Consider the following 25,623-nt stretch of genomic DNA (forward strand, 5'->3'; position numbering starts at 1 on the left):
ATCAAACACTTTTAACAATAGTCAATGCAAAAACTCCGGCGCCAAAACCGTTATCAATATTAACAACTGCAATGCCCGGTGCACAGGATTGGAGCATGGCATCCAATGCAACTCTTCCCCCTTCTCCAACGCCATAACCGACAGAAGTTGGAACCCCTATGACTGGAACATCAACAAGACCTGCAACAACAGAAGGAAGCGCACCTTCCATTCCGGCACAGACAATGAATGCACGAACGCCTTCCTTAACCATGTGCGCTATTTGAGGGAATAACCTGTGAATCCCCGCAACCCCAATGTCATATGAAGTTATGGCCTCACATCCTCCTTCCTCAACAATTACGCGTGCTTCTTCGGCTATATTGATATCTGAAGTTCCTGCAGTAATGATTCCAATTTTTGCAATTGGTTCGGCATTTCTAATTTCCTTTCTTATAATTAAAATTTGAGCTCTTTTGTTATAATCGAAAATTAGGGATTCATCATCCAAATCATCTAAAATCTTCTCATATCTTTCCCAAGACAATTTAGTGATAATCAAGTCATCCTCACTATTTTCAATATATTTTCTAATAATCAAAATTAAATCATCATAATTCTTACTTGGTGCAAAAACCGCCTCCGGAAAGCCTGTCCTGTCAGTCCTATTCATGTCCAGTTTGGCAATTTCGTCAAATTCCAAAATATTATTTGAAGTGATGAGCTTCTCCGCTTCATCAATATTAAGTTCTCCGTTGACTAGTCTTTCAAGAATATCCTTCATAATATAATATATAGGATAAAATTATATAAAATTTGACTTACAATATTATAACTTAATGAAAGCTTTAAAGATTTTGACCCAGGGAATAGTCCAAGGTGTAGGATTTAGACCATATGTGTATAGATTAGCTAGTGAGCTAAAATTAAACGGATATGTCAGGAACCTTGGAAATGTTGTCGAAATCATTGTTGAAGGAGATAATTCTGATTTATTTGTTGATAAGCTTCCCAATGAATTGCCTCCGATAGCTAAAATTAGTTCTATGGAAGTCGAAGAAATTGAAGAAAATGGCTATGCTGATTTTGAGATTATAGAAAGCGGAGCTTCATATTCCGGAATAAGCGTTATTCCACCAGATATTGCAATTTGCGATAAATGCCTTGAAGAAATTAGAAATCCCAACGATAGGCGATATAAATACGCTTTTAATGCATGTACTGATTGCGGTCCAAGATTTACCGTTATCGAAAGCGTTCCATATGACAGGATAAGAACCTCTATGGATGAATTCCCATTGTGTGACGACTGCCTTGTCGAATACAAAGAGCCTTTAAACCGACGTTATCATGGTGAGGCAATATGCTGCAGCGAATGCGGCCCCCAAATGGAAATTTATGAAGGATTGGAAAAAATAGATACTGAAAATCCGATAAGATTGGGAGCTCAAAAACTAAAGGAAGGCAAAATACTCGCAATTAAAGGTATTGGAGGAACACATTTGGTTGTTGACGCATATAATGATGAAGCGATTAAAGAATTAAGAAAAAGACTCAACAGACCAAACCAGGCCTTTGCCGTCATGTGCAAGGATTTGGATAGTCTTCAAGAATATGCCCATTTGACAAGAAAAGAGATTGATACAATAACCTCAAATAAACGTCCGATTGTTATTTTAAAGAAAAAAGACAATTATCCGTTCCCCGACAGCTTATCACCTGGCCTTCACAATATTGGAGTCATGCTTCCTTACTCACCAATGCATTATCTGCTATTTGATGAAGGGGACATTGACACATATGTAATGACCTCCGCAAATATCCCCGGCGAGCCTATGATGATTAAAAACGAAGAGATAATCAATGGAGTAAATGATTATTCTTTGGTTCACAATCGCCAAATCCTAAATAGATGTGATGATTCCGTAATCAGATTCAGAAATGATGAACTGTCATTTATTAGAAGATCACGGGGATACACACCTGAACCATACACCATAAATTATGACGTCAATGAATCCAATGTGCTTGCATTGGGTCCGGAACTTGATGTTACATTCTCAATCGCCAAAGACAATATAGTATACCCTTCCCAGCATATTGGAAATACAAACAAGCCAAAAACATTGAAATTCCTAAGGGAAGCTATTGAAAATATGGAAAGGATTACCAAAATTAATGAATTTGATGTGATTGCATGTGATATGCATCCCCATTTCTTTACAACAAGACTTGCCTATGAATTGGCGGAAAAATATGATGCCGAAGTAATGCCAATCCAACACCACCACGCACATTCAATCGCTCTTGCAAATGATAGCTCCATCGAGGAAATGATTGTTATTGCTGCCGACGGAGTGGGTTATGGAAGTGATGGAACAAGCTGGGGTGGAGAAATCCTTTATACTGACATTAAAGATTTTGAAAGGTTAGGGCATCTGCAACCTCAATTAATGCCTGGAGGAGATGTGGCGACAAAATACCCTGCAAGAATGCTTGCAAGCATATTAAACGATGAAGATTTAATCAAAAATTATTCAAATTACTTTAAATATGGTGAAATTGAAATAAAAAACATTTTCAAGCAAATTGAAGCTGGAATAAACGTCGGCAAGACAACAAGTACAGGAAGAGTTTTAGATTCCATGGCTGTGGCCTTGGAAATTTGTCATGAACGAACTTACGAAGGCGAATGCTCAATGAAACTCGAATCCTCCGCATATTATTCAACTAAAAAATTAGATATTCCTATAATCGTTGAGGACAACACATTGAACACCACTGAAATATTGAGGGAAGTTGTAAAGTTATATGAAAATGGTGAAAAGAAAGCTGATGTTGCTGCTGCAGGCCAATATGCAGTTGCAAGCGGTTTAAGCGAACTCGCAATAATGGCTGCGAACAAAAAAGGCATTTCCGATATCGGAGCTACAGGAGGAGTATTCTACAACGAAGCCATTACCGATACTGTTAAAAATCATATAGAAAATAACGGATTTAACTTCATTCAACACAAAAACACCTGTGCCGGAGACGGTTCCGTTTCACTCGGACAGGCAATCATTGCTAAAAAAAGGTAAAAAAAAAGAATGGTTTGAAATTTATATTCAAACATGACGGCTATCTATTTTTAAGAGTTCTTTCAAGGATGTATTCTGCCCTTTCAAGGAGATTACCATATAACCTTATTTGGTTTTTCAACTCATCAATAGCTTCGAGCTGGCCATCATCAATTCTTTTTTCAATATCTAAAAGTTTTGACCACTCATCCCCGGATGGGAGCTGTAATGTATTAAGCATGTCGTCAGTGAATTGAACGTCGAAATTATTCCTATTAATAGTAATATGGATGTTGACTTCATTCTGCAAATCATAATATTTACGTGGACGACCTCTTAAAATCTTTTTATAAGAAGAATTTAGAATACCTATATCTTCCATAGCACGTAAATGAGCAATGATGGCTTTTTGACCAATATCTAACTCATTTGAAATTTCACTTACAAACATAGGTTCTTCCCTTAAAAGATTTATAATATCTCTTCTAGTCTTACAACCCATTACATCAAGGATATCTTCCACATCAATGTCATCGACAGGAGTATTGTAATCTGTCCTAAGTTCTATGTGGCCTTTCGGCATATTGACATTTTTGCGGGTTTTTTCATTTTTCTCAATGTCGTTTGTATTGCTCATGATTATACATTATATCGAAACCTTTATATAACTTTTTGTTACTATAATAATGTAAGAGAAAGATAACTTTTGGTTACTTTAATATTTGGTTCAGAAAAACTTAAAGTAATAACTCTTAAATGATGAACCATTTTCCTATATGTCCATAAATTCCTACAAACCAATGTTAAATGGCTAAAAGTTCAAGTTCTCTACGGAGAGTTATTACAAAAGTTTTTCAAAAAACCTAAAAAGGGTGCAAATATGACTGACGAAAATAAAAGCGAAACTGAAGTTGAAACTCAAGATATTCAAGAAAAATATGATGAACTTCTTGAAGAGTTATCTCTCAAAGACGAAGAGTTGACTAAACTAAAAGAAGATCTTGAAAAACAAGAAGCTGAAACTCAAGAATACATTTCACTTGCACAAAGACTTCAAGCAGATTTCGAAAATTTCAAAAAAATTACAGACAAAAGAAATAAAGAATTAGTTAAATTCGCAAATGAAAATGTAATAAAAGAGTTTTTAGACTGTTATGAAGATTTTGGTAGAGCTTTAGAAATTGAGAATGATGAAGATTTAAAAGAAGGTGTAGAACTCATCTATAATAAATTTAAAGATGTTTTGACAAAAGAAGGTGTTGAAGAAATTCCTGCAAAAGGAGAAAAATTCGATTTGAATAAACATGAGGCATTGATGGTTCAAGAATCAGAAGATGTTGAAAATGGTTATATTATAGAAGAATTAATGAAGGGCTACATGTACAAAGATAAAGTTCTTAAATACTCAAAAGTTATAGTTTGTAAAAAATAACGTTTATTAAATAATTTATGAAAAAAAATATAGGTGATAATTATGTCTGATACTAAAAAAGAAAAAATCATTGGAATTGACTTAGGAACAAGTAACTCCGCAGCATCAGTGCTTGTCGGAGGTAAACCAACCACAATTCCTTCCGCAGAAGGAGCAAGCCAATACGGTAAATCATTCCCAAGTTACGTTGCATTTACCGAAGATGGTCAAATGTTAGTAGGTGAACCAGCAAGAAGACAAGCAGTAACCAACCCAGAAAACACTATCAGTGCAATCAAAAGAAGCATGGGTACTGACCACAAGGTTACTGTAAACGGAAAACAATACTCCCCACAGGAAATTTCCGCATTCATCTTACAAAAAATCAAAAAAGATGCTGAAAGTTTCTTAGGAGAACCTATTGAAAAAGCTGTAATTACCGTACCTGCTTACTTTGACGACAACCAAAGGACTGCAACAAAAGACGCAGGAACCATTGCTGGACTTGATGTTGTAAGACTCGTAAACGAACCAACCGCAGCAAGCCTTGCATATGGTCTCGATAAAGCTGACGAAGAAGACATGAACATTATGGTTTACGATTTAGGTGGAGGTACCTTAGACGTAACCATTATGGAATTCGGTGGAGGAGTATTTGAAGTAAGATCCACCAGCGGTGACACCCAACTCGGTGGTACCGATATGGACAATGTATTAATCAAATACTTGGCGGATGAATTCAAATCCCAAGAAGGCATTGACTTAATGGATAATGACCAAGCAGTACAAAGATTAAGAGAAGCTGCTGAAAAAGCAAAAATCGAATTATCCACTACCACAACTACCGAAGTAAACTTACCTTTCATTGCAATGGGAACTGACGGAACTCCTAAAAACTTAATCCACTCTCTTACAAGAGCAAAATTAGAAGAGTTAGTTGATCCTATTGTAGAAAAATCCGGTCAACCAATGCAACAAGCATTAGATGACGCTAAAATGAGCAAATCCGAAATTGACAAAATCATCTTAGTTGGTGGACCTACCAGAATGCCAATTGTACAAAAATTCGTAGAAAAATTCATAGGAAAACCAGTTGAACGTGGTATTGACCCAATGGAATGTGTATCTATGGGTGCTGCTATTCAAGGAGGAGTATTAGCTGGTGAAATTAAAGACATCGTTCTTTTAGACGTAACCCCATTATCCTTAGGTATTGAAACCTTAGGTGGAGTATCAACCACCTTAATCGAAAGGAACACTACCATTCCTACCAAGAAAAGCCAAATCTTCTCAACCGCTGCTGACAACCAACCTTCAGTAGACATCAACGTTTTACAAGGGGAAAGAAAAATGGCTGCAGACAACACCTCTTTAGGTCGTTTCCAACTTGTAGGTATCCCACCTGCACCAAGAGGAGTGCCACAAATTGAAGTAACCTTCGATATTGATGCAAACGGTATTATTAATGTAACTGCTAAAGATAAAGGAACTGGTAAAGAACAAGCTATTACAATTACCTCTTCAACAAAATTATCCGATGAAGAAATCGAACAAAAAATCAAAGAAGCGGAAATGAACGCTGAAGCAGACGCAAAAAGACAAGAAGAAATCGAAATCAGAAACAATGCAGACTCATTAATTTACACTTCAGAAAAAACTTTAGACGAACTCAAAGATCAAGTATCTGAAGATGAAAAAACAAAAGTCGAAGACCTTGTTAAAGAATTAAGAGAACTTATAGCTGGCGATGATGTTGATGCCATTAAAGCAAAGTCTGATGAATTATCCAATGTCATTCAAGAAATTGGTGCTAAAATTTATCAACAAGCACAAGCTGAAGCTCAAGCTCAACAACAAGCTGGAGCTGACCCAAATGCTGGTGCTCAAGACAACAACGATGATGACACAATTGATGCAGACTATGAAGTAAAAGACGATTAGATTAAATAATACAGTTTTATTACATTGTTAGGTTATAACAAAATCAGAATCAGAATCAATCAATAAAACTAACAATAAGATAAAACTATTATTTTTTCTATCTTATTTTTTTTAAAATTATTTATTAGGGTGAATGAATGGCAGACAAGCGTGATTATTATGAAGTTCTTGGAGTAGATAAATCTGCTGATGAAAAGACAATCAAAAAAGCTTATCGTAAATTAGCTAGAAAATACCATCCTGATGTTTGCGATGAACCAGATGCTGAAGATAAGTTTAAAGAAGTTAGTGAAGCTTATGCTGTCTTGTCTGACGATGAAAAACGTCAAAGGTATGATCAATTCGGTCATGCCGGAATGGATGGATTTACTGCAGAAGATTTCTATCAGAATGTAAACTTTGAAGATATCTTCCAAGGTTTCGACATTGGAAACATATTCGACATATTCGGTTTTGGTGGAGGTCGCTCTAGAGCTGCAAGAACCGGTCCTCAAAGAGGTTCAGACATTTATACTGAAGTTCCAATTACTTTAGAAGAAGCCTTTAACGGATGCGAAAAAGAAATCAAGATTACAAGAAGTGAACTATGTCCTACATGCCACGGGTCCAAGTCAAAACCGGGGTCCAATCCTGAAACCTGTAAAACTTGTGGCGGAACAGGTCAAATCAAAGAGGTCAGCAACACTTTCTTAGGCCAAATGGTTAACGTAAGACCGTGCAGAGAATGTGGCGGAACCGGTAAAATCATTACAGACCCTTGTGAAGAATGTCACGGAAGGGGTAGTGTCAGAAAAACCAAAACAATAAAAATTGAAATTCCTGAAGGAGTTAATGAAGGCAACCACTTAAGAGTTTCCGGTGAAGGAAACTGCGGTGATGCAGCAGGCCTTGAAGGAGATTTGATTGTTACCGTTCACATAAAAAGACATAAAGTTTTCACACGTGAAGGAGACCACCTATATTTAGATCAGCAAATCAGTTTCCCTCAGGCTGCACTTGGTGACTTGATAAGCATTCCTACAATTGAAGGAAAGGAAGTTGAATTTAAGATTACTCCTGGAACACAAAGCGAAACAGTATACAAATTAAGAGGACAAGGTATGAACTCTGTTAGGCATAACGGCAGAGGAAATATGTATGTTACTGTAAAGGTTGTTGTTCCTAAAAAATTAAATTCAAAACAAAAAGACCTGCTTAAGGAATTCGCTGAAATCAGCGGAGATGAAATTAAACATGTCGAAAAAGGACTCTTCGATAGAGTCAAAGATGCTATGAAGTAAGTTGGTATTGACTAATTTACTTTTTTTCTATTTTTTGAAAAATTACTATAAATTTTTCCCATCGAATTATTAAAGAAACAATTGATTAAATTAAATTATATTATTTTTCTATTAAAATATTACTTCAAATAATCCATATAATTAATTGATGTTTGAAAAATAGAAAATATAAATTCAGTTATCTACATGAAAAAAATAAAAAAAGTATAGAGATTAAAAATCTCTATTTTTTAATTTTAATTGTGTTCTTTATAGTGCATCCACCATAGCTGGATGTTACCTTATAGGTGCCTACCTTCAAGTTTTTAAGGGACAAAGTTGCAATACCTTTCTTATTGGTTATTGCAGTGTACTTCTTATTCTTTACCTTAATTGTAATCTTCTTGTTTTTCAAGATCTTACCGTTTTTATTGACCAGCTTTACAGTGAACTTGATAGTCTTGGCCTTTTTCTTAACAACATTGCTTGCAGTCAATGTTGGCTTGATTACAAGTTTGTTAGATACGGAATATCCATTGTATGTGGCTTTAATGGTATAGGTACCAATCTTTTTAACACTGTAAGAAATATAACCGTTTTTATCCACTGTACGTGAAACTGATTTGCCGTTCACCTTAATAGATACTTTCTTGCCTTGGGCGAGTATGACACCATTGGCATCATAAAATCTTATTTTATAAGTAGCTGTGGAACCATAATAAGTTTTGACATTTTTATTGCCTGTAATTGGCTTGACAACCACAACCTTATTGTATTTTGCACTTGCAGCTGAGTAATAAGTTGTTTTAGTGGTTTTCAATGTAACTTTATGAGTTCCCGCTTTAATGGCTGAAGGCAACTTGATTTGTCCTTTTGAATCTGTTGTGGCAGAGTATTTCTTGCCGTCAATTGTCATTGCGACCTTCATTTTGGCTATTGCAAATCCATTGTTGTCAACCACAGTTGCTAAAACAGATTTCAGACTAAGCTTTTTCTTTAAGTTAATGGTTGTTTTAGCTATTTTAAGAACTGTCAGTTTACCAGTTCCTGTTGCAGCCTTATAATTTGTAGACCCAGAAAATGTAACCTTTATGTCATCAGATTGTACAGCGCTGTATGATTTGTCAAGCACCTTATTGACTATAGCCACACCATTGGCATTAGTTATTGCGGAACCAATACCTCTTCCAAATGAAACATTCAATCCTGAAACTGGATTTCCGCTACTGTCCGTAACTGTTGCGGTGTACGGTGCTTTAAGACCAGGTTTGACTGAAATACTATTAACTGTGATTTTAGGTGTGTCCTGAACAATTTTAATCGGAATAGTGGTCACTGAAGCTTTAAATTCAGAACCATTGAAAATTGCCTGAGGATAGATAGTTGCTCCACTAACCTCATCATCTTTTGGCAATTTGAAGTTAATTGTGACTTTTCCATTTGCAATTTTTCCACTAGCAATTTTAACATTATCCCAATATAAATCCACTAGCTTATCATTCACGCTGCCCCCATCTGAAACGAATGTCAAAGTTACAGATCCAGTTTGTGAATATGGAACTTCAATAATTTTTAATGAAGTGGTTTGAGTTGCTACGTAAATATAATTATCTTTAACGACATTTCCTTTATTGTTGTTGACTCCCTTGTCAGAATTGCCTTTTTCAGATTTCAAATAGTTATCCTCAACATTGTTTCCAGCTGAATTTAACTCAACAGCATATCCTTTTTTGGAAGTTATCTTATTGTCGTTTATTTTGTTGTTGGTTGAGTTTCCAACAATATATACACCAGCGTTCCCATATCCCATTGAATCCAAGTTTTTAAAGTCTACTGAATTTCCAGTTCCATTGGAATTAATAATATTATTAGTTATTTTATTGTTAGAGCCGGATAATGCGATTCCCCTAGATTGTTTTGCAGTTGCAATTATATTGTTGCCATCAATAGTGTTTTTATCTGAAGTGACTGCCTCAATTCCGTAAGCAACATCTGAATTTAATGTGAGATTATTATTTTTAATAGTTGACCTTTGAGACAATTCCAAATTAACTCCATAAGCAACCTGAGATTTTAAAGTGATGACATTATCCTGTAACAGAGTATCATATGATGATGAACCTATAACAATACCCTCTGTGAAATATGTACCTTCCAAATAAATTATATTATTTGTGAAATTGTTATTGGTTGCGCCCTGACGTTCAGAAGCAGAGTGACCAGTCCTGTATCCTAAAACACCCATACCATAAATATAATTATCCTTAGCTTTTACAGTAACCTTATTTTTTGAAAACGTATTATTATGTGAATTGTAATAAGCATCGATACCCACAATTGAATTTTGAGAATTAAAAGGATTTTGAATTTCAGAAACTTTGGAAGTTACATCTACAGTATTTTCAGAAACATAGTTTTGAGAGGAATATAATAACAATATTCCATAAGTTCTGAAAATTTCAGGTACAATATGACTAGTACTGTATGTTTTACCATCAATGCACAACTCATTACCATCCAAACAATAGGTTACGCCATCAACACATAACTCATTATTTTCATTAATAGTGTAAGTCTTACCATCAATACAAACTTCTCCACCGTCTAAACAGTAGGTTTTACCATCTATGCACAACTCATTATCCTTAATTGAATAAGTAGCACCATCAATACATAACTGATTATTCTTTACGGAATATGTCTTCCCGTCAATGCACAACTCATTACCATCCAAACAATAAGTCCTACCATCAATGCACAACTCATTACCATCCAAACAATAAGTCCTACCATCAATGCATATTTCTTTATTTTCTGAAGAGTAAGTAATATCTTTAGGAATATTATCTGAAGAATAAGTCTTACCATCAATGCACAATTCATTGCCCTTAATTGAATAAGTCTTACCATCAATACAAAGTTCACCATCTTTTATGGAATAATGCTTACCGTCAATACAAACTTCATTGTTCTCAACAGTGTATGTCTTACCATCAATACACAACTCATTGCCCTTAATTGAATAAGTCTTACCGTCAATGCAAACTTCATTGCTTGCGGAAGTTGTATAAACGTTACCATCAATACATAACTCGTTATTTTCATTAATAGTGTAAGTCTTACCATCAATACATAACTCTCCAGCATCCAAACGATAAGTCACACCATCAATACATAATTCAGTGCCGTTAATTGTATAATTTAAGTTATCAAATACAGATCCTTCAATTGAATTTTCATCAATAAAGTTATAAATCTTTCCGGTACCCTTGGTATTAATAATATTATCCTTAAACACACAGTCTTCAGAAGAGTAAGAAAGCAATGTGAATGTTAAATAATCCCCACTTGAGGATAAAGTGTTTCCTATCACTTCAACATTACTGGATTCCAACACATAGACTGCATAAGCAGCATTAGGATCAGAAACATTGATTTTATTGTTAATTATTTTTACACCTGCTGCCTCATTAACATATATACCCCAAGCATTTACTCTTTTAGCCTTATCATTAACAATGTTTAAATTTTCTATCCAAACACCACCAGAGGTGACCTTAAATGTAGAATTATAGAAGAATGCATTATCACCAGTGATTTTAATTTCTTTATTGACATGAATTACTTCATCATCGAATTTTCCTTTGAATATAATGTTGTCATGGTCTTCTACTCCAATAAGATTACCATTATCATCAATAAAGTCTCTGATATTTTCAGGAGTAATCACATGAGTTATATTATTATATTTGTACTCTATTGAAGCAGATGTAACACCAGCAGGTTTCTTATAATCCGGATCAGTATTGATTTCTTTTCCGGTTTTAATGTTTTTATTTCCACTGATAGTATTTTTAGAAGATTTATCCACTCCTCTCACATCAATCTTAATTGAACTATCAGATGAAATATCATTATTTTTTATAGTCACATCAGAAGGCATTCTTTTTGAACTTAATTTTTCAATTAAAATAGGAATACCAGTACCAGTTTCTATAGTGTTTCCTGTAATAGTCAATCCAGATGCCTCTTCTTTCTGATAAACACCTACACCTTTTTCAGTTGAAATAATATTATTTTTAATATTAATCTTAGAACCAGCAGCATTAATGCCCATACCTTTTGAAACAACAGTGATTTTATTAGAGTCTATAATGGAATTCGCGCTAGCTGAGATTCCTGCACCGGAAGAAATGATTTTAGCATTTGAAATTACATTCTTATAGATATATGCATTTGAACCGCCAACAATACCAAAATCTCCACCAACAACTTCTTCCCTATTGTTATAATCTGCACCAGTAATGCCAACAATATTATTGTTAGTGATATTATTATACTCCCCGGATACAGAAATTCCTCTGTATGCACCAGTAATATTATTCTTATTTATTTTATTGTTATTTCCCATTACTTGAATACCATAACTCCATGAAGTAGGAATGACATTATACTTAATTGTATTATCATGAATATTGTTATAGTTAGAAGTTCCTCCGGTTAGGGGTCCACCAGCATAAGTTGATAAGTAAATAGCATTCGCATCATCAATAATGAATTTATTTCTAGCGATTTCATTATAGTCAGAGCCGGAAAGAACCAATGGCGGAGTGGACCTTGTATTATGCCCATAAGTTATACCATAAGTATATAACTTATTATCAAGTATTTTATTATACTTCGCTCCATTTCCTAAGCAAATATCATAGGAAGATGCACCAGTATTATTAATAGTACAACCTTTAATCACACAATTGCTAGCTGAATTTAAAAAGATACCATAGGTAACATCTTTTGTATTGGTTATTTTTAAATTAGAAAATGAACTGTTAGATGCGCCACTCAATACAGTAATCATGGAATCACTCATTGAATTGGAATTACCTGTTACAGTTACTGTTTTATTGAAAATAAATACCTTATCAGAAAATTTTCCGGATAACTGAATATCTGATGCGGACCCTATATAATTACCCTCCTTGTCAAAATATTTGCCATAATCATTGGATGTAATCTTGGTAGGACTTGCTTGCAATACATCTGAATTATCATTACTCTCTTCACTTAAAGAAAGGGTGTCCGAATAATCAGATAATTCTAGATTATCCAAGTCAACCTCATTCGTATTTAACGTATCATTTACATCATCAACCGCACTAACGGCTGTAATTGAGATAAGCAATACAAATAAGATTAAAAAAATATTAACTTTTTTAAACATACTTAACCTCTCACATTAAATTTAATAAAATTCCTAAAATATTTATAAAGAATATTTTAAAAATTATCTAATATATTATTATTTTTGCAATTAAAGTATATTTAAAAATTTCTAAAAAAAAGTAAAGTTGATGATTAAATTAATAATCATCGTCGTCGTCTTCATTATCCCTAACATAACCTACTAAAAATATTGCAATTAAAACAATAACTGCAACAATCACGAATACAGGCATGCTAGATTCAGTTGCACTAACTGATTTAGATGTTGATTTTTCTGAAAGCTCATATGCTTTAGCACCAGCATCACTGCCCGCACTAGATGAAGCATCTTGAGAAGTTTGTGTTTCAGAAGCAACTTTCTCATTTCCGCTTGCAGACTGGTCTGCACCAACGGAAGTTCTGCCTCCAGATTGACTTCCATCAGATTGCTCTTGAGAAGTGTTATTAGTTAATACATTAGCTTTTTGATTTCCGTCATCCATTTCACCAGATGACTTTCCATCAGAATCTCCTTGATTAACATTGTTTTCAGAGTCTTGTTCCATTTGATATAACGGATCAGTATTAGTTGCAGCTGCCAAAATCTCCGCAAATTTCTGTTTTTGGGCCGGTGTAAGTGAACTCATCTGGATGAGTTTTGCATTGAACGCCAAGTTTTTACAAGTGTGGTGACAACATGCTACACCATAGTCAATAACACTTTTCATGTAATTGTCAACCAAATCCTGTAGTTTTTTAGAATCTGCATCCCAAAGTCCTTGGTCAGCCATATAAATCAGCCATGCAGAAGAAGATTGAATACCTGCAGCCAAAGTACCCCTATCAACACCTTGATTAATTGTTAATGCAGTATCGGCCATTTGATTTCCAAGTTCACTATTCATTTTTCCTCCACTTAAAACAGTTGAAGCATACATGTTTTGCATTCTTGCAGACCATGCATTCATTCCGTCAGGAGTGTTAACCAATTTTTCATAATATTGTGGATTAATAACCATGGAACGGATTTCAAATTCCAATTCCTCTTCATAAGATCTTGAAACATATTTATTTTTATTCCGGATATCTACAAATGCAGTGTCAGGCTTACCCTTACCAGATTTGTTTCTTAGAGTATTTGCGGCATTATACATACCACCAAACCAGTCATAGTAATCATCGGAATCAAACAGTCTCCATGTACTGTCAAAGTTTTGAGAAATTAAATCCACATTGTCCAAAAGATATTCATAATTCTTCCTTTGTTTTTCAATGTGAATATTACCTTTTTCATCAACAGTCCATGAATATGAAACCTTGTTAAGGTAAACATCACTAGCTTTTTCATTTACTGTAGATATGTTCCAATCGGAAGTACTTGGAATAAGATTACTCATACCGGTTCCTTCCAAAATATTACCAGGTAAACCAAATAACCTATCTAAAGATGGGTTTTCTTCATAATGTTTTTTAATATAATTATCTGATGTATCTTCACCATCAGCAAATGCTGCCAATTTAATAGATGTCAACATCCAGTTTAACCAGTCTTTATTACTAGTTACAATACTAGCAAATACATCAACTCTTGGCCTATTGACAATACTTCCATTATTCAGTTTAACAGTTAAATTTTCTAATGGTAATAATTCAACACCTATAACCTTATCATTAGTGTTAGAAACCCATTTAGGTTTACAGCCTAAGAAGTATAAAAATTCTGCAACACCAATTCCTTCAGTTCTTGAAATTTCTGTACCCCATAAGATTAATGAAGTTAACTCCGGCCACTTGCCATGCGCTTCGTAGTAATTTGCAAGCAATAAATCCACAATCCTTACTGCAGACTCATATGCAGCATGTGAAGGCATTCTTGTTGGATCGGAAGAGTAACCATTGTATCCAGTTGGGATAGAATCACTATATGCAGGATCAGCAAACAAACCTGATTGCACATATTTTCCGCTTAATGCTGAAAAGATCGCATTCCATTCATTATTGTTTTGAATATTTACAATTACCTTTTCACAGAACAAAGTTGAATTATACAAATCAGTGCCCTGACTAATTCCAAACTTCTTGTTTAATTCCTCTACTGAAGAACCATTCACCAGCAATGCAGTGTATGTATGCAAGAATTCCTTAACCATATGAGATTCCGTGAGATATTTTGCTTTTCCAGAAATATCAGTGAAGAAGTCTTTTCCTTTTAAATTAGGATATAAAAATTCTAAAAGCTGATTATAAATTCTGGTTTGAGATGCAACGATTGTCGCAACTTCTTCAGATAATTCAAATCCGGTTAAAATTTTACCTAAGTTATGCAATCCATATGTGTTAAAGTCATCAGTCATATTTTCCAGATAAACATGCAACTCATCAACCCACGCAGAGAAGTTTTCACCTTTAGAAATATTTCTAAAACCTAAACTTGGAGCAAGTTTCAATATCTCCCCTGCATAATATTCTGCATTAGATGTAACATTAATTGTTAATTGTTCTTTATATCTATTGATATAATCATTCAATATAGAATAATTACCATATAACTCAGAAGAAACCATAGCTGGAGTCATGTGAGTAATCATCAATGATGCTATCCTATCACGAGCAACCATAGCCTCACCAGGGTTAGAAACAATATACGGATAAATTGTTGGATTTAAAGTTAACTCAAAGGTCCAATCTCCTCCCATTACACCGATATTTTTACCTGGCAACCATTCTAATGTTCCATGAGTTCCCATATTAACAATCGCATTTACATTAACAGTCTTATCCAACCATTCGTAGAATGAAACATACTGTTGATGCGGAGGCAATTTTAAATCGTGGTAATTTTGTACCTCTTCCCATCCCCTACTTGGTTGGAAAGTTACAAATACATTACCGAACCATAATCCTGGAATAACAATGTAACTATTTTTATACACCATTATTTCTCCAAGAACCCCCTTAGCTCCCCAACGTTCCATCATTTCATCGAATAAGTCATCAGGAATGTCTTCAGTTAAATCATAGAAGTCTTTAACAGATATTAATTGATGATGTTCCATCAATGCATCCCAATTAGTTTCGACATATTCCTCTAATAAACCGGATGCCCAGGAACCTTTATTACCCATTTTAAATACCAAATCTTCGAAAGTGGTGAGATTCATCAAATCACTTACATCACATCCAATATCATAACCTTGTTCTGCCAATTTAATAATTAAATCATATGTACTCAAACAAACAGATAAGTATGATGCACCAATTTCAGCTTTACCTGGCGGATAATTATAAAGTACAACAGCTATTTTTTTATCAGCATTATCCATATCTCTTAAATCTGCCCATCCACAACTTAACTTAACCATTTTATCTATACCAGATTGGATAACATGAACTTTACCCAAATCATCAATCCATGACAAAATAACCGGTCCGAATACTCCTTCAAAACTAGGATATGTAACTGCATAAGTCCATTCGATTTGAGGACCTAATTCACTTTCATAACTGTATTTTGAAATTTCATTGACCCCTTTTAAAACTTCTAAATCGATTTCGGATAAATCATCTTCTGCTGAACCGTTTGCATAACTTAAAGACCAACTATACAATGAAGTAATAGCAGAAATTCCAACTTTAGATGTTTTATTGACTTTATTCAATATGGAAGACATTGAAGGCTGTGTGGATAATTTAAATACATTGAATGCAGGCCTTCCATTTGCCTCATAACCTCTAATTAAAGAATCTACAACATCTCCACCGAAATAGTAGGTAGCAATAGCTATGAATCTTTTATCAGGATTGAACTTAGAAGTATAATTATTTTCAAATTGTTTGAATAATTCTGTTGGGTCTAAAACAGAACTAAGCCAGTTAGGATAATCCTCAATCATCCAGTTTAAACTACCTTCACCATCATGATTATAACCCGGATTTTTCAAAATCCACTCGTTAATCAATTTAGATTCCGGCACTACAGTATAAACTCCTAAGTCTGGATGATAAAATCCACATTCAGGATTCATTAAAGGAGTTGACCCCGCATTAAGAGTGGGATTGCTGTATCTGGATGGATTAATTAAGTAAGAAACATACTGCAAGTAATATCTCATATTATGTTCCAATACATTTGTGCTGTTAATATCATCAGCTAAAAAATATGAACCAACATATGTATTTTCAATAGTATGGAAAGTATTATTTTCAGCATTTCCTCCAATAATGTGCATATTTGTAGCTTCTTTAATTTTATCATCATAAACACCGAATGTATATGCAACTTTATAATTATCGTTAGCAGGTGATTTTGCCAAAAGTTTAGCTAAACGATTCCCTGTAAACATGTTATAATTATCAGCAAACATGTCTATGTGAATAAAATTTGCCTTTTCTGCCAACCATTCCCTAGATACATCATAGTCTGTGGTACTGATATAAGCAATTCTTTTAGACAAATTCATCAGCATGTCAATTTTCTCATTATGAGATGAATAATCTGCAAATATTAGTATATCCGGTATAAAATCATGAGTTATCATAACATAATTGCCTTTAGTGAAGTCAACACTTGTTTTATAAGGCTCATATGTCGAATAAGAAACTTCAAGACTATATTTACCACCATTTAAGTTTTTAATTAAAGCATCACCTCTTGAATCTGTTTTTTGAGTAGAAACAACTTTATTTGAAGAGTCATATACTTTAATTGTTGCACCAGCTAAATTAAACCCATCTTCATCCCAATTTTTGCTTGTTTCGTTATAATAATGATTAACATGAACGTTGATTACATTATTGCTTTCAGATAAAACATTTTCGTTATTTTGAGAACTGAGAATTGGTGAAACTTGTGAAACATCTTGAATATTGGCAATTTCATTAACTTCTTCAGGCACACTAGCAATATCCTGCGTTATATTATTATCTTCCGCAAAGACGACACTTGCAGAAAATAAAATCATTATTGAAAGAATTAATGTGAATAACAATCTATTATCTATCTTTTTCGTCTTTTCACCTCCTTTTCCAGTTATTTATAACAAACATAGCAATAATTTACTATAAGTTTAAATTTGATTTGAAAACATATAAAGTTTGTTAAAGTAAGTTTACTTTATATATTTTCAAAAAATTATTAACACGAATAAGATACATTTAAATACATAATTGACTAAATAAAATGTACTAATATAATAGAGGTGACAAAAATGCGCAAGATTAGTATTGGAATGATACTTTTATCCATACTCGTTATAGGTATGCTCATCCCAGCAGGTTTTTCAACTAATGACAATCAAGTTGTTATAACCTACGGAGAAACTACACAGCACAATGCAAATTATAAGAGTACTGTAGATACATTCTTTAAAAATCAAGCTGGAATTGATTTGAATGGTGTGAATACAAAAACAATTACTGCTGATGAAGTAAATAAAATTTCAAGCACAATTACTGGAAAATATTATAATTCAGAACAAATCTTCTCCTCAGCATTGGTTGATTTGAATGACAATGACAATCTTGAAGTCAGCGTTGACAAATCTACAATCACTACAATCACTGGAGACATGTACCTATCTGCATTAAAATCAGCTGGAATCACCAGCGGACATGTTTATGTAACAAGCCCTGTTACCGCTACCGGTGAATCTGCATTAGCAGGTATTATGAATTCTTATGAAGTAGCAACTGATGTTGAAATTCCGGATACTGTTAAAGAAGCAGCCAACAATGAAATTTACACTCAATCTGAAATCGTGCAAAATTCAGATGTTAATGCTGATGACTTATCTAAATTAGTAGATGACGTCAAAGAAACAGTTCAAGAAGAAAACATCACAGATCACCAAACTATTGTAAATATAATTAATAACTATACTGTTAATTACAACATTAACATCACAAATAGTGATATAGAAAACCTTGCTGATAGTATTGAACAAATTCAAAATGTCCAAGGAGACATTAACAACTATCAAGCAGAAGTATCTGATGTGTTAAACAGTACAGATACCGGATCAGTTGATGGAATTATAAATGGATTATTCAATTAATCCATTTTTATACTTTTTTTAATAAAAAAAATAAGAGATTTATGAGCTATTGCTCCTTATCATCAGATTGACCGGATGATTCATTGCTTTTAATTAATTCCTCCAGATTTTGGATGGATTCTTTCAACTCTTTGTTTAATCTTTCATTCTCTTCAAATTTATGATTAAAATGCTTCATTAAAATGGCAGCTGTTAGAGTAGCAGTACCCACACCTGAAAGAATATATCCTCCCCAAACCAAAATTAATGCATTTATTTTTCCGGCAATTGTAGTTCCTAAAACGGCATATCCATTACTTGTAAATGCATTGGAAACCATTACCAAAGAATCCAAAGGATAAACATCTTCAACAATTTGAGTTAAAATGAAACTAATGAATATTAGGGCGAACAATACCACTATAGTTACGCTCAAACCGTTAGATTCCGTGTATTGCCTAAACTTATCATAATAGAGTTTAACAAAGTATATGAAAACCAAAACATGAATTAAATCTATGTAACTTAATAAAAGGGAACCAAATAACAGGAAATTAATAGAATCAAAAGGAACTAAAAGCAAAAGTATAATTTTCCCCTTTAAAGAACTTTTATCCAATGTTATTGCTAAAAATAAGGATAAAGCAATGTCAAATATTACAAAATAAATAATACCCTCGCTAGATATTAAAGCATATAAAATATCAATGAAAGCCAATGACATTAGTATTAGGTAAAATACCTGTTTTAAAGTATGTATTTCATCTTCCGGAAGTATTTCACCCAAATTTGAGAGTGCATTGGAACTGGACATCACTCTTTTATAAACAAATGTTCCAATAGCAACCACGATAAGAAATATTATTATTTCAAAAAGCAATCCTCTGAAAAAAATTGTTATATCATCCATCTAATAGCCTCATAATAAATTATGAAAATACAAATATTAAAACTTATTTAATTTAATAATCTGCTGATTTAAAACTTGACATCTCTTATATTGCACTAAGAATATGAACTACGCCCCGATAAGCAAACTGACCATATTTTCAGCACCTATTGTAATGGCAATCAACACCATGATTCCTGCAATTGCAATTGTAATAATCCAAATACCAATATTCCACTTTAAAACTTTAGTTCCGTCCAGACTATAGATAGGGAATAAATTAAATGTAGCTAAAAAGCTATTAACAGAGAATCCTACTGTAGAAATCAAATATATTAAATTAAAAATATTAGAATATATTTTAAAAGGATATATCAATGCGGCAATTGCAATAAATACCAATGCAAGAACCATATTGGCCATTGGTCCGGCAATTGAAATCTTACCGCTCACTTCATCATCGATATCTCCCGGATGAATGTTAATTGAAGCAGGTGATGCAAATACAACTCCAAAAAATGATGTGACAAATGCAATTAATAAACCTAAAGGCCATAATTTAAATTCCGCCTGGCAGCCATACTTCATTGCTACGAATTTGTGTCCAAGCTCATGCAATACAGATCCTATCGCCACGCCTACAATAACAATTGGCAAACATGAAATGAATGCATGCGCATTCAAACCGGCAGTTGCTATTGAAAAACAAATTGTTAGCGCAATAAATGCAATTATCAAATCCCTTATTTCAACCTTAGTATATTCAACCATGATATTAAATATTTACTTTAATAAATAAAACTTTTTTCTAAAATAAGTTAAATCTTGCAAAAGCTACATCTTATGCATGCATGAAAAAACAAAAAGAAATAAATAATATTCCGAGCATGTTGAGAATGGGCGAAGATTACATCATCTAAATTACATGATGTTTGCCATGGTTTTGATGAAAAAGGAGTTTAATCTCCAAATTCATATATTCTAAGTATTGTCCATTCACTTTTCCTTTCATGAACAGGTTTAAATTCCCCTTGCCATGCATCGAAAACTTCTTCATCAATCATATGATGATCACGGGCTAAAGGTCTATTCCATTTGTACGGCAATCCTATTATTGCCCTTTTTGATATCCTAGCAATTTCTTTAAATATCTCTTGCTGTTCGCCATAGAATCCTAAATGTTCCAAGACTTGTGATGCAATGACTAAATCGTATTTCTTATCTTCAATGGGATATGGAACAATTCTGCAGTCATGAACAATAACTCTATTGGCAGGCATTGGAAAATCTTTTGAAAGGTCAACTTTATCGATTACATCACAACCTTCAATAAATGGTGCCTTATAGGGACCGATTTCAAGAACTGAACCTATATTTTCCATTTTCTTTAGTTCTTCAATCATTTCGACATAATATGTATTCCATCTGGCCTCATCATAATATTTTTCACCAATGCTGAGAACATCATTTAATGTAAGATATCTTTTAGGAGGATGTTTTTTATTTTTTTCATCTAATATTTCTTTAAAGTTTTCAATTTCACTTTTTAAAGAATTAATCTCCTCATTTAAGATATCAATTTCATTTTTAAGTGCTTTAATCTCATCAGAGGTGTTTTCAGCACCGTTAAATTTTTCTTGACTTTCCATAATAAAAAATATAGTTTTATTTTATTTATACCTATTGAAAGATTATTGTGAAATATTCCTCTGAGTTAAATAATCACAATTCTTCCGTCCATCTTAAAGGAGAAATCTCTGGTGGAGATATAATATTAGAATATTATTTTCACATATATAATCTCCCTATGCTTAAACTAGTTTAAAATAACGTTTATATTGTTGATGTTTCGTTAATCCTGAATGTATCAATGAATATATGGGCTTCATCCAATGTTTTAAAAGTCCCTTTGAAATAGTTATACTGTAAATCTAAACCCTCATTAAAAGCAACAGTAATATTATCCAAATCAATGAACACAACATATTCGTTGGAATCCTTGAAAATATATGTCTTATATCCTTGAGAGGTTGCATTGCTGTCCATTTCCTCATATGAGGAATTGTTTTTATGGGTTTCAAAATCACCTGGCTCGTCCTCACCTTCAACAGATAATGAACAGAAAGATTTTTCATCAGGATAGGTATAATAAGTTCCACCTTCAAAACTGTCAAAAAAAGAAGGTTTAAATTCCATTTCATCAGTTAAATCATCACTAATGTTAAAAAAAGCTTTGTTTGCATAATTATATTCATGTGTTTTGATATTGTCTGATTCTGCCGATACGATGGCAATAGATGAAATTATCAATAAAATAATTGTCAGCGAAATTAAAAATCTCCTTGCATTCATGAAATTTGACCTCCTCAAATACTTTATATCATATTATATAATCATATAATTCATGTTTAATAAATCTATACAATGTATTTAATATCAAATTTATGTTATAAATCATCTAAAAATAGCTAAAAATTAATATTCATGGCCTGTTAAGAGTAACCCACCTTCTGTTTAACAGCATTCATCTAAGCGTGCTACCTTGCCTACACAAGTGATTATCGGCAACTTTGCTCTTGCATCCTACGGAATGGCCGTTTCACCGATTCTTTTAATGTCCTCAATTAACTATCATCGTCTACCATTAAAAGCCGTGTCGTTTCTGCTCCATTGTCATACTTCTCAGCATACGTTTTTCAACGCCGTAGTCTTGTTTGATGGGCGGAGTTTCCTTAGTTTAAAAACCAAAAGCTGTCTTTAACTTGCCATGAAAAATATTAATTAAATAGTAGCAGGGCCTAGATTTGAACTAGGGATCTCGGGGTTATGAGCCCCGCGGGATCACCAGACTACCCCACCCTGCTATACGAATAAAAGTAGTATAATAACTATTTATAAATTATATAAAAAATAATATATAAAGGTTTCGGAAAAAAGAGAAAAATCAAAGAAAATAAATTATTTATTTTCTAATGATTCGATTCTTTTATCTAAATCACCTAATCTTTCTTCAGTGACTTTCTGGAACTCAGCAGATGATTTTTTAAATTCTTCAAAATTTTTCTCCAAATTATCTACATTGGCAGTAGTTTCAGAGAATTTGGTTTGAAGATCCTCTAAATCATTAGTAGTTGCTAAAGACCAGTCCTTAATTAATTCATCACTTTTAGCATCTAAAAATGCATCAATCTTATTAGAAAATGCATCGGTATTCAATCCGGACATGTCAATGTCACTTAATTTAACTTTGATTCTTTTACTCATTGACTCCGAATCGGCTTTTTCATCTAAAAGTTCATCTTTAGCTAAATCATAACCTGGTTCTGAGTTTTTACCTAAAACTTCATCCATATGAGCATCAGCACTTTCCGGAACAACGTTACGTATCCTGTTCATAGTTTCAGGACTATTCAACAAATAATAATAAACTAAAATTACAATCGCAATAATTAATATGACAATTGCAACTGCTTCCATAGCATCCATATTACCACCTATTTACTCATTTTTTTGAGTTTTTTCTCTTTAGCTTCAATTTCTTTAAGCATTTTTTCTAATTTTCTTTGTTCAGTTTCAGCTTCAAGTCTAGCCAATCTTTCATTAATTTCTGAGTGAAGATAACCAACATTACTTCTTACTTCAGTAGTTGATTGCCTAATTGCTGAAAGACTGTCTTGTTGCTCTTGTGGTAATGGAATAGGGTTATCCATTAATCTTTTTGATTCAATGTCTTTTTCTACCATAGACATTTTTTTAAGTTCAATTTCCTTTTCAAGCATTAAAATTGAATTTTTAGATTGTGCAACTTTTCTCCATTGGAAAACTATGATAATTAATACAATAGCAACAATTACTAAAACAATCAAATAAAAAATTTGATCAGGAATTGTAGTAATAGCATCCATTTTTTTACCTCCAATTATATTTATAGAGTAACATAATATAAATATAATATAAATTTTATTTATTAAATAATTAATTATTATTCAAGAAGGTAAAAATTTATGATAGAATCTTATTTAAAAGCTGGAAAAATTGTTTCAGACATACGTAGTGAAGCTTCAAAAATGATTAAGGATGGAACCTTAGTTATTGACCTTGTTAACTATGTAGAAAGTGAAATATTGAAAAGCGGTGCTGAAATTGCATTTCCATGCAATGTATCATTAAATGAAATAGCTGCACATTATACCTCTCCTGCAAATGATAAATTGACTATAAAAGCAGGAGATATGGTGAAATTAGATTTAGGTGCGATGGTGGATGGATATATTGCAGATTCCGCAGTTACAGTTATAGCCGATGGAAATATTGATGAAAATTACACTCAAGACGAAATAAATCTGCATGAAGAAATTCAGGAAGCTTCCGCTGCTGGCCTGGAAGCTGCAATAGCTACCGCAAGAGCAGGTGTAGAAGTTTCAAAAATTGGTGCTGCAGTTCATGAAGCAATTTCAGAATATAATTTGAATCCCATATTCAATTTGACAGGACACAGCTTAGAACAATACAATTTACATGCAGGAATTTCAATTCCAAACTATGACAATCATGACGGTTACATTTTAGAAGAAGGACAAGCGATTGCAATAGAACCATTTGCAACCAACGGAGAGGGAATTGTAAACGATGCTCCCGGACATTACATCTTCTCATATATGACAAATAAACCGTTTAGAATGAAAAGTACACAAAGAGTCTTAAAATATATTCAGCAAAACCACAAATATGTTCCATTTTCAGGCAGATGGATTACAGATGAGTTTGGTGAGCGAAAAGGAGCAATAGCCTTAAAACAATTATCCGGTGCAATGGCAGTTTATCCTTATGCCCCACTTCGTGAAAAAGAAGGTTGTTTCGTAAGCCAAAAAGAACATACAATTATTGTTGAAAAAGAAGGTTGTACTGTTACAACTATCTAGAGAGTGCATACTCTCTTCTACTATTTTTTATAATCAAAATATTTTCAAAAAAAAAGAAAAAAAGAAAGAAGATTAGTATTCCACAGGAAGTGGTAATCCTAATTTAGCTCTTCTTTCACGTTCTGCACCGTTTTTATCTTTCTTACCTTGAGCTAATTTTTCAAGTAAGCCAAGACCTGGTTTTACTTCATCCATTGGTTTTGTTTCAATTAAACCAGCAGAAACAGCTGCTTTGAATATGCTGTTACCATCGTCAGTTCTGGTTAAAACAGTAGACCATCCGTCAGGAGATCCTACAGAACCGGTAGATATGTCTGCTAATTCAGCAACATAGTCCATACAAATGTTACATCCAGCTTGTTCATATCCGTGGGTTTCTTTAATAGCTAAACCAGAGTCTTCACCATCTTTGGTTAACCAGAATTTACCTTTTCCAATGTCCATTTTAGTTGCATCAGTTAAAGAGTCAAATCCTAATTTTGCAGTAGCAAAGGTATCAAGAGAAGCCATAGGGAAGTTTTCCATACAGTAAATACCAATCATTAATTTAATTTTATTAACGACGAATCTAGTGAATGGGTAAGCTTGTGCTTTTCTTAAACCTTGGAGTTGACATGGAGTTGCTACAACTCCCACTTTTTCAAGCCCGTATTGACGGGTAGCTTCTTTTAAAGCAGATAAAGTTGGGGACATTGAGTATTTGGTTCCAGCTGCTGCGATAACTTCGTCAGAGGAAGTTACTACAGTAGGAACAGGTCTCCAATCTTCGTCAGGAGTTCCAGCTACAACAGCACCTTCGATGATTCCTTCATCAAGTGCGTAACAAAGTAATGCTGAAACGATTCCTCCGTCTTGTGATACTTCTAAAATTTTGCTATCAGTAGCTCTTGCAGATAATGCTTCTTTATAAGTACCTAATGGCATGTTCA

The 25,623-nt window shown here is 33.4% G+C and carries 17 protein-coding genes, 1 tRNA gene and 1 other RNA gene; 6 read left to right on the forward strand and 13 right to left on the reverse strand.

The genetic code is table 11. The features are described 5' to 3' along the window. Position 1 precedes the first annotated feature (1 nt). Positions 2-763 carry a nickel pincer cofactor biosynthesis protein LarB gene (gene larB, locus QZU81_RS02025; protein WP_295589173.1) on the reverse strand — a complete coding sequence of 254 codons (762 nt, stop codon included), beginning with the start codon at positions 761-763 and terminating at the stop codon, positions 2-4. Between the two features lie 55 nt (positions 764-818). On the opposite strand from larB, the gene hypF reads away from it, so the two are divergent. Continuing rightward, positions 819-3,059 carry a carbamoyltransferase HypF gene (gene hypF, locus QZU81_RS02030; protein WP_295589174.1) on the forward strand — a complete coding sequence of 747 codons (2,241 nt, stop codon included), beginning with the start codon at positions 819-821 and terminating at the stop codon, positions 3,057-3,059. Positions 3,060-3,099: 40 nt separating this feature from the next. Here hypF and QZU81_RS02035 read toward each other — a convergent pair whose 3' ends face one another. Next, positions 3,100-3,675, reverse strand: coding sequence for an ArsR family transcriptional regulator (locus QZU81_RS02035; protein ID WP_292826641.1), 576 nt, complete (start codon positions 3,673-3,675; stop codon positions 3,100-3,102). A 243-nt stretch (positions 3,676-3,918) separates the two neighbouring features. Between QZU81_RS02035 and grpE the strand changes: the two genes are divergently transcribed. From grpE to dnaJ, 3 genes are all read left to right on the forward strand, one after another. Next, complete coding sequence (grpE, locus tag QZU81_RS02040; RefSeq protein ID WP_292826638.1) at positions 3,919-4,470, forward strand: nucleotide exchange factor GrpE; 552 nt, start codon at positions 3,919-3,921, stop codon at positions 4,468-4,470. Between the two features lie 42 nt (positions 4,471-4,512). Next, positions 4,513-6,390, forward strand: coding sequence for a molecular chaperone DnaK (dnaK, locus tag QZU81_RS02045; protein ID WP_295589177.1), 1,878 nt, complete (start codon positions 4,513-4,515; stop codon positions 6,388-6,390). 137 nt (positions 6,391-6,527) lie between these two features. After that, positions 6,528-7,670, forward strand: coding sequence for a molecular chaperone DnaJ (gene dnaJ, locus QZU81_RS02050; RefSeq protein WP_295589179.1), 1,143 nt, complete (start codon positions 6,528-6,530; stop codon positions 7,668-7,670). Positions 7,671-7,893: 223 nt separating this feature from the next. On the opposite strand, the gene QZU81_RS02055 is transcribed toward dnaJ, so the two are convergent. Further along, entirely contained in the window at positions 7,894-12,870 is a 4,977-nt protein-coding gene (locus QZU81_RS02055) for a right-handed parallel beta-helix repeat-containing protein (RefSeq protein ID WP_295589181.1), read from the reverse strand. Positions 12,871-13,009: 139 nt separating this feature from the next. Beyond that, positions 13,010-17,839, reverse strand: coding sequence for a cobaltochelatase subunit CobN (locus QZU81_RS02060; RefSeq protein WP_295589183.1), 4,830 nt, complete (start codon positions 17,837-17,839; stop codon positions 13,010-13,012). A 219-nt stretch (positions 17,840-18,058) separates the two neighbouring features. Here QZU81_RS02060 and QZU81_RS02065 point away from each other — a divergent pair, with 219 nt between their 5' ends. Then, the gene (locus tag QZU81_RS02065) at positions 18,059-18,904 is read left to right on the forward strand and encodes a DUF1002 domain-containing protein (protein ID WP_295589185.1); all 846 of its coding nucleotides are present in this window, start codon (positions 18,059-18,061) and stop codon (positions 18,902-18,904) included. Positions 18,905-18,950: 46 nt separating this feature from the next. Here the strand turns inward: QZU81_RS02065 and QZU81_RS02070 are convergent, their stop codons facing one another. From QZU81_RS02070 to QZU81_RS02105, 8 genes are all read right to left on the reverse strand, one after another. Next, a complete protein-coding gene (locus tag QZU81_RS02070) occupies positions 18,951-19,793 on the reverse strand; it encodes a hypothetical protein (RefSeq protein WP_295589187.1) in 843 nt (280 codons plus the stop codon). Between the two features lie 108 nt (positions 19,794-19,901). Continuing rightward, positions 19,902-20,543 carry a site-2 protease family protein gene (locus QZU81_RS02075; RefSeq protein ID WP_295589189.1) on the reverse strand — a complete coding sequence of 214 codons (642 nt, stop codon included), beginning with the start codon at positions 20,541-20,543 and terminating at the stop codon, positions 19,902-19,904. 188 nt (positions 20,544-20,731) lie between these two features. Further along, on the reverse strand, positions 20,732-21,421 hold the full coding sequence (locus tag QZU81_RS02080) for a methyltransferase domain-containing protein (RefSeq protein ID WP_292828499.1): 690 nt from the start codon (positions 21,419-21,421) through the stop codon (positions 20,732-20,734). A 184-nt stretch (positions 21,422-21,605) separates the two neighbouring features. After that, on the reverse strand, positions 21,606-22,124 hold the full coding sequence (locus tag QZU81_RS02085) for a hypothetical protein (protein ID WP_292828502.1): 519 nt from the start codon (positions 22,122-22,124) through the stop codon (positions 21,606-21,608). Positions 22,125-22,259: 135 nt separating this feature from the next. After that, positions 22,260-22,538: RNase P RNA component (gene rnpB, locus QZU81_RS02090), an RNA gene on the reverse strand. A 23-nt stretch (positions 22,539-22,561) separates the two neighbouring features. Further along, positions 22,562-22,636: transfer RNA gene (locus QZU81_RS02095), tRNA-Met, on the reverse strand. Between the two features lie 94 nt (positions 22,637-22,730). Then, positions 22,731-23,258, reverse strand: coding sequence for a hypothetical protein (locus tag QZU81_RS02100; protein ID WP_295589192.1), 528 nt, complete (start codon positions 23,256-23,258; stop codon positions 22,731-22,733). Between the two features lie 8 nt (positions 23,259-23,266). Beyond that, positions 23,267-23,677, reverse strand: coding sequence for a hypothetical protein (locus QZU81_RS02105; RefSeq protein ID WP_292828508.1), 411 nt, complete (start codon positions 23,675-23,677; stop codon positions 23,267-23,269). Positions 23,678-23,776: 99 nt separating this feature from the next. Here QZU81_RS02105 and map point away from each other — a divergent pair, with 99 nt between their 5' ends. Beyond that, complete coding sequence (map, locus tag QZU81_RS02110; RefSeq protein WP_295589195.1) at positions 23,777-24,694, forward strand: type II methionyl aminopeptidase; 918 nt, start codon at positions 23,777-23,779, stop codon at positions 24,692-24,694. Positions 24,695-24,766: 72 nt separating this feature from the next. Here the strand turns inward: map and frhB are convergent, their stop codons facing one another. Beyond that, positions 24,767-25,618 carry a coenzyme F420 hydrogenase subunit beta gene (frhB, locus tag QZU81_RS02115; protein ID WP_295589197.1) on the reverse strand — a complete coding sequence of 284 codons (852 nt, stop codon included), beginning with the start codon at positions 25,616-25,618 and terminating at the stop codon, positions 24,767-24,769. Between the last annotated feature and the right edge of the window lie 5 nt (positions 25,619-25,623).

Source organism: uncultured Methanobrevibacter sp., from assembly GCF_902770715.1.
In the GTDB taxonomy this organism is placed as follows: Archaea; Methanobacteriota; Methanobacteria; order Methanobacteriales; family Methanobacteriaceae; genus Methanocatella.

What these genes read in the sequence shown, in the direction of transcription:
- larB (WP_295589173.1), bottom strand. Translation starts at nt 763, where the DNA reads ATGAAGGATATTCTTGAAAGACTAGTCAACGGAGAACTTAATATTGAT.
- hypF (WP_295589174.1), top strand. Translation starts at nt 819, where the DNA reads ATGAAAGCTTTAAAGATTTTGACCCAGGGAATAGTCCAAGGTGTAGGA.
- QZU81_RS02035 (WP_292826641.1), bottom strand. Translation starts at nt 3,675, where the DNA reads ATGAGCAATACAAACGACATTGAGAAAAATGAAAAAACCCGCAAAAAT.
- grpE (WP_292826638.1), top strand. Translation starts at nt 3,919, where the DNA reads ATGACTGACGAAAATAAAAGCGAAACTGAAGTTGAAACTCAAGATATT.
- dnaK (WP_295589177.1), top strand. Translation starts at nt 4,513, where the DNA reads ATGTCTGATACTAAAAAAGAAAAAATCATTGGAATTGACTTAGGAACA.
- dnaJ (WP_295589179.1), top strand. Translation starts at nt 6,528, where the DNA reads ATGGCAGACAAGCGTGATTATTATGAAGTTCTTGGAGTAGATAAATCT.
- QZU81_RS02055 (WP_295589181.1), bottom strand. Translation starts at nt 12,870, where the DNA reads ATGTTTAAAAAAGTTAATATTTTTTTAATCTTATTTGTATTGCTTATC.
- QZU81_RS02065 (WP_295589185.1), top strand. Translation starts at nt 18,059, where the DNA reads ATGCGCAAGATTAGTATTGGAATGATACTTTTATCCATACTCGTTATA.
- QZU81_RS02070 (WP_295589187.1), bottom strand. Translation starts at nt 19,793, where the DNA reads ATGGATGATATAACAATTTTTTTCAGAGGATTGCTTTTTGAAATAATA.
- QZU81_RS02075 (WP_295589189.1), bottom strand. Translation starts at nt 20,543, where the DNA reads ATGGTTGAATATACTAAGGTTGAAATAAGGGATTTGATAATTGCATTT.
- QZU81_RS02080 (WP_292828499.1), bottom strand. Translation starts at nt 21,421, where the DNA reads ATGGAAAGTCAAGAAAAATTTAACGGTGCTGAAAACACCTCTGATGAG.
- QZU81_RS02085 (WP_292828502.1), bottom strand. Translation starts at nt 22,124, where the DNA reads ATGAATGCAAGGAGATTTTTAATTTCGCTGACAATTATTTTATTGATA.
- QZU81_RS02100 (WP_295589192.1), bottom strand. Translation starts at nt 23,258, where the DNA reads ATGGATGCTATGGAAGCAGTTGCAATTGTCATATTAATTATTGCGATT.
- QZU81_RS02105 (WP_292828508.1), bottom strand. Translation starts at nt 23,677, where the DNA reads ATGGATGCTATTACTACAATTCCTGATCAAATTTTTTATTTGATTGTT.
- map (WP_295589195.1), top strand. Translation starts at nt 23,777, where the DNA reads ATGATAGAATCTTATTTAAAAGCTGGAAAAATTGTTTCAGACATACGT.
- frhB (WP_295589197.1), bottom strand. Translation starts at nt 25,618, where the DNA reads ATGCCATTAGGTACTTATAAAGAAGCATTATCTGCAAGAGCTACTGAT.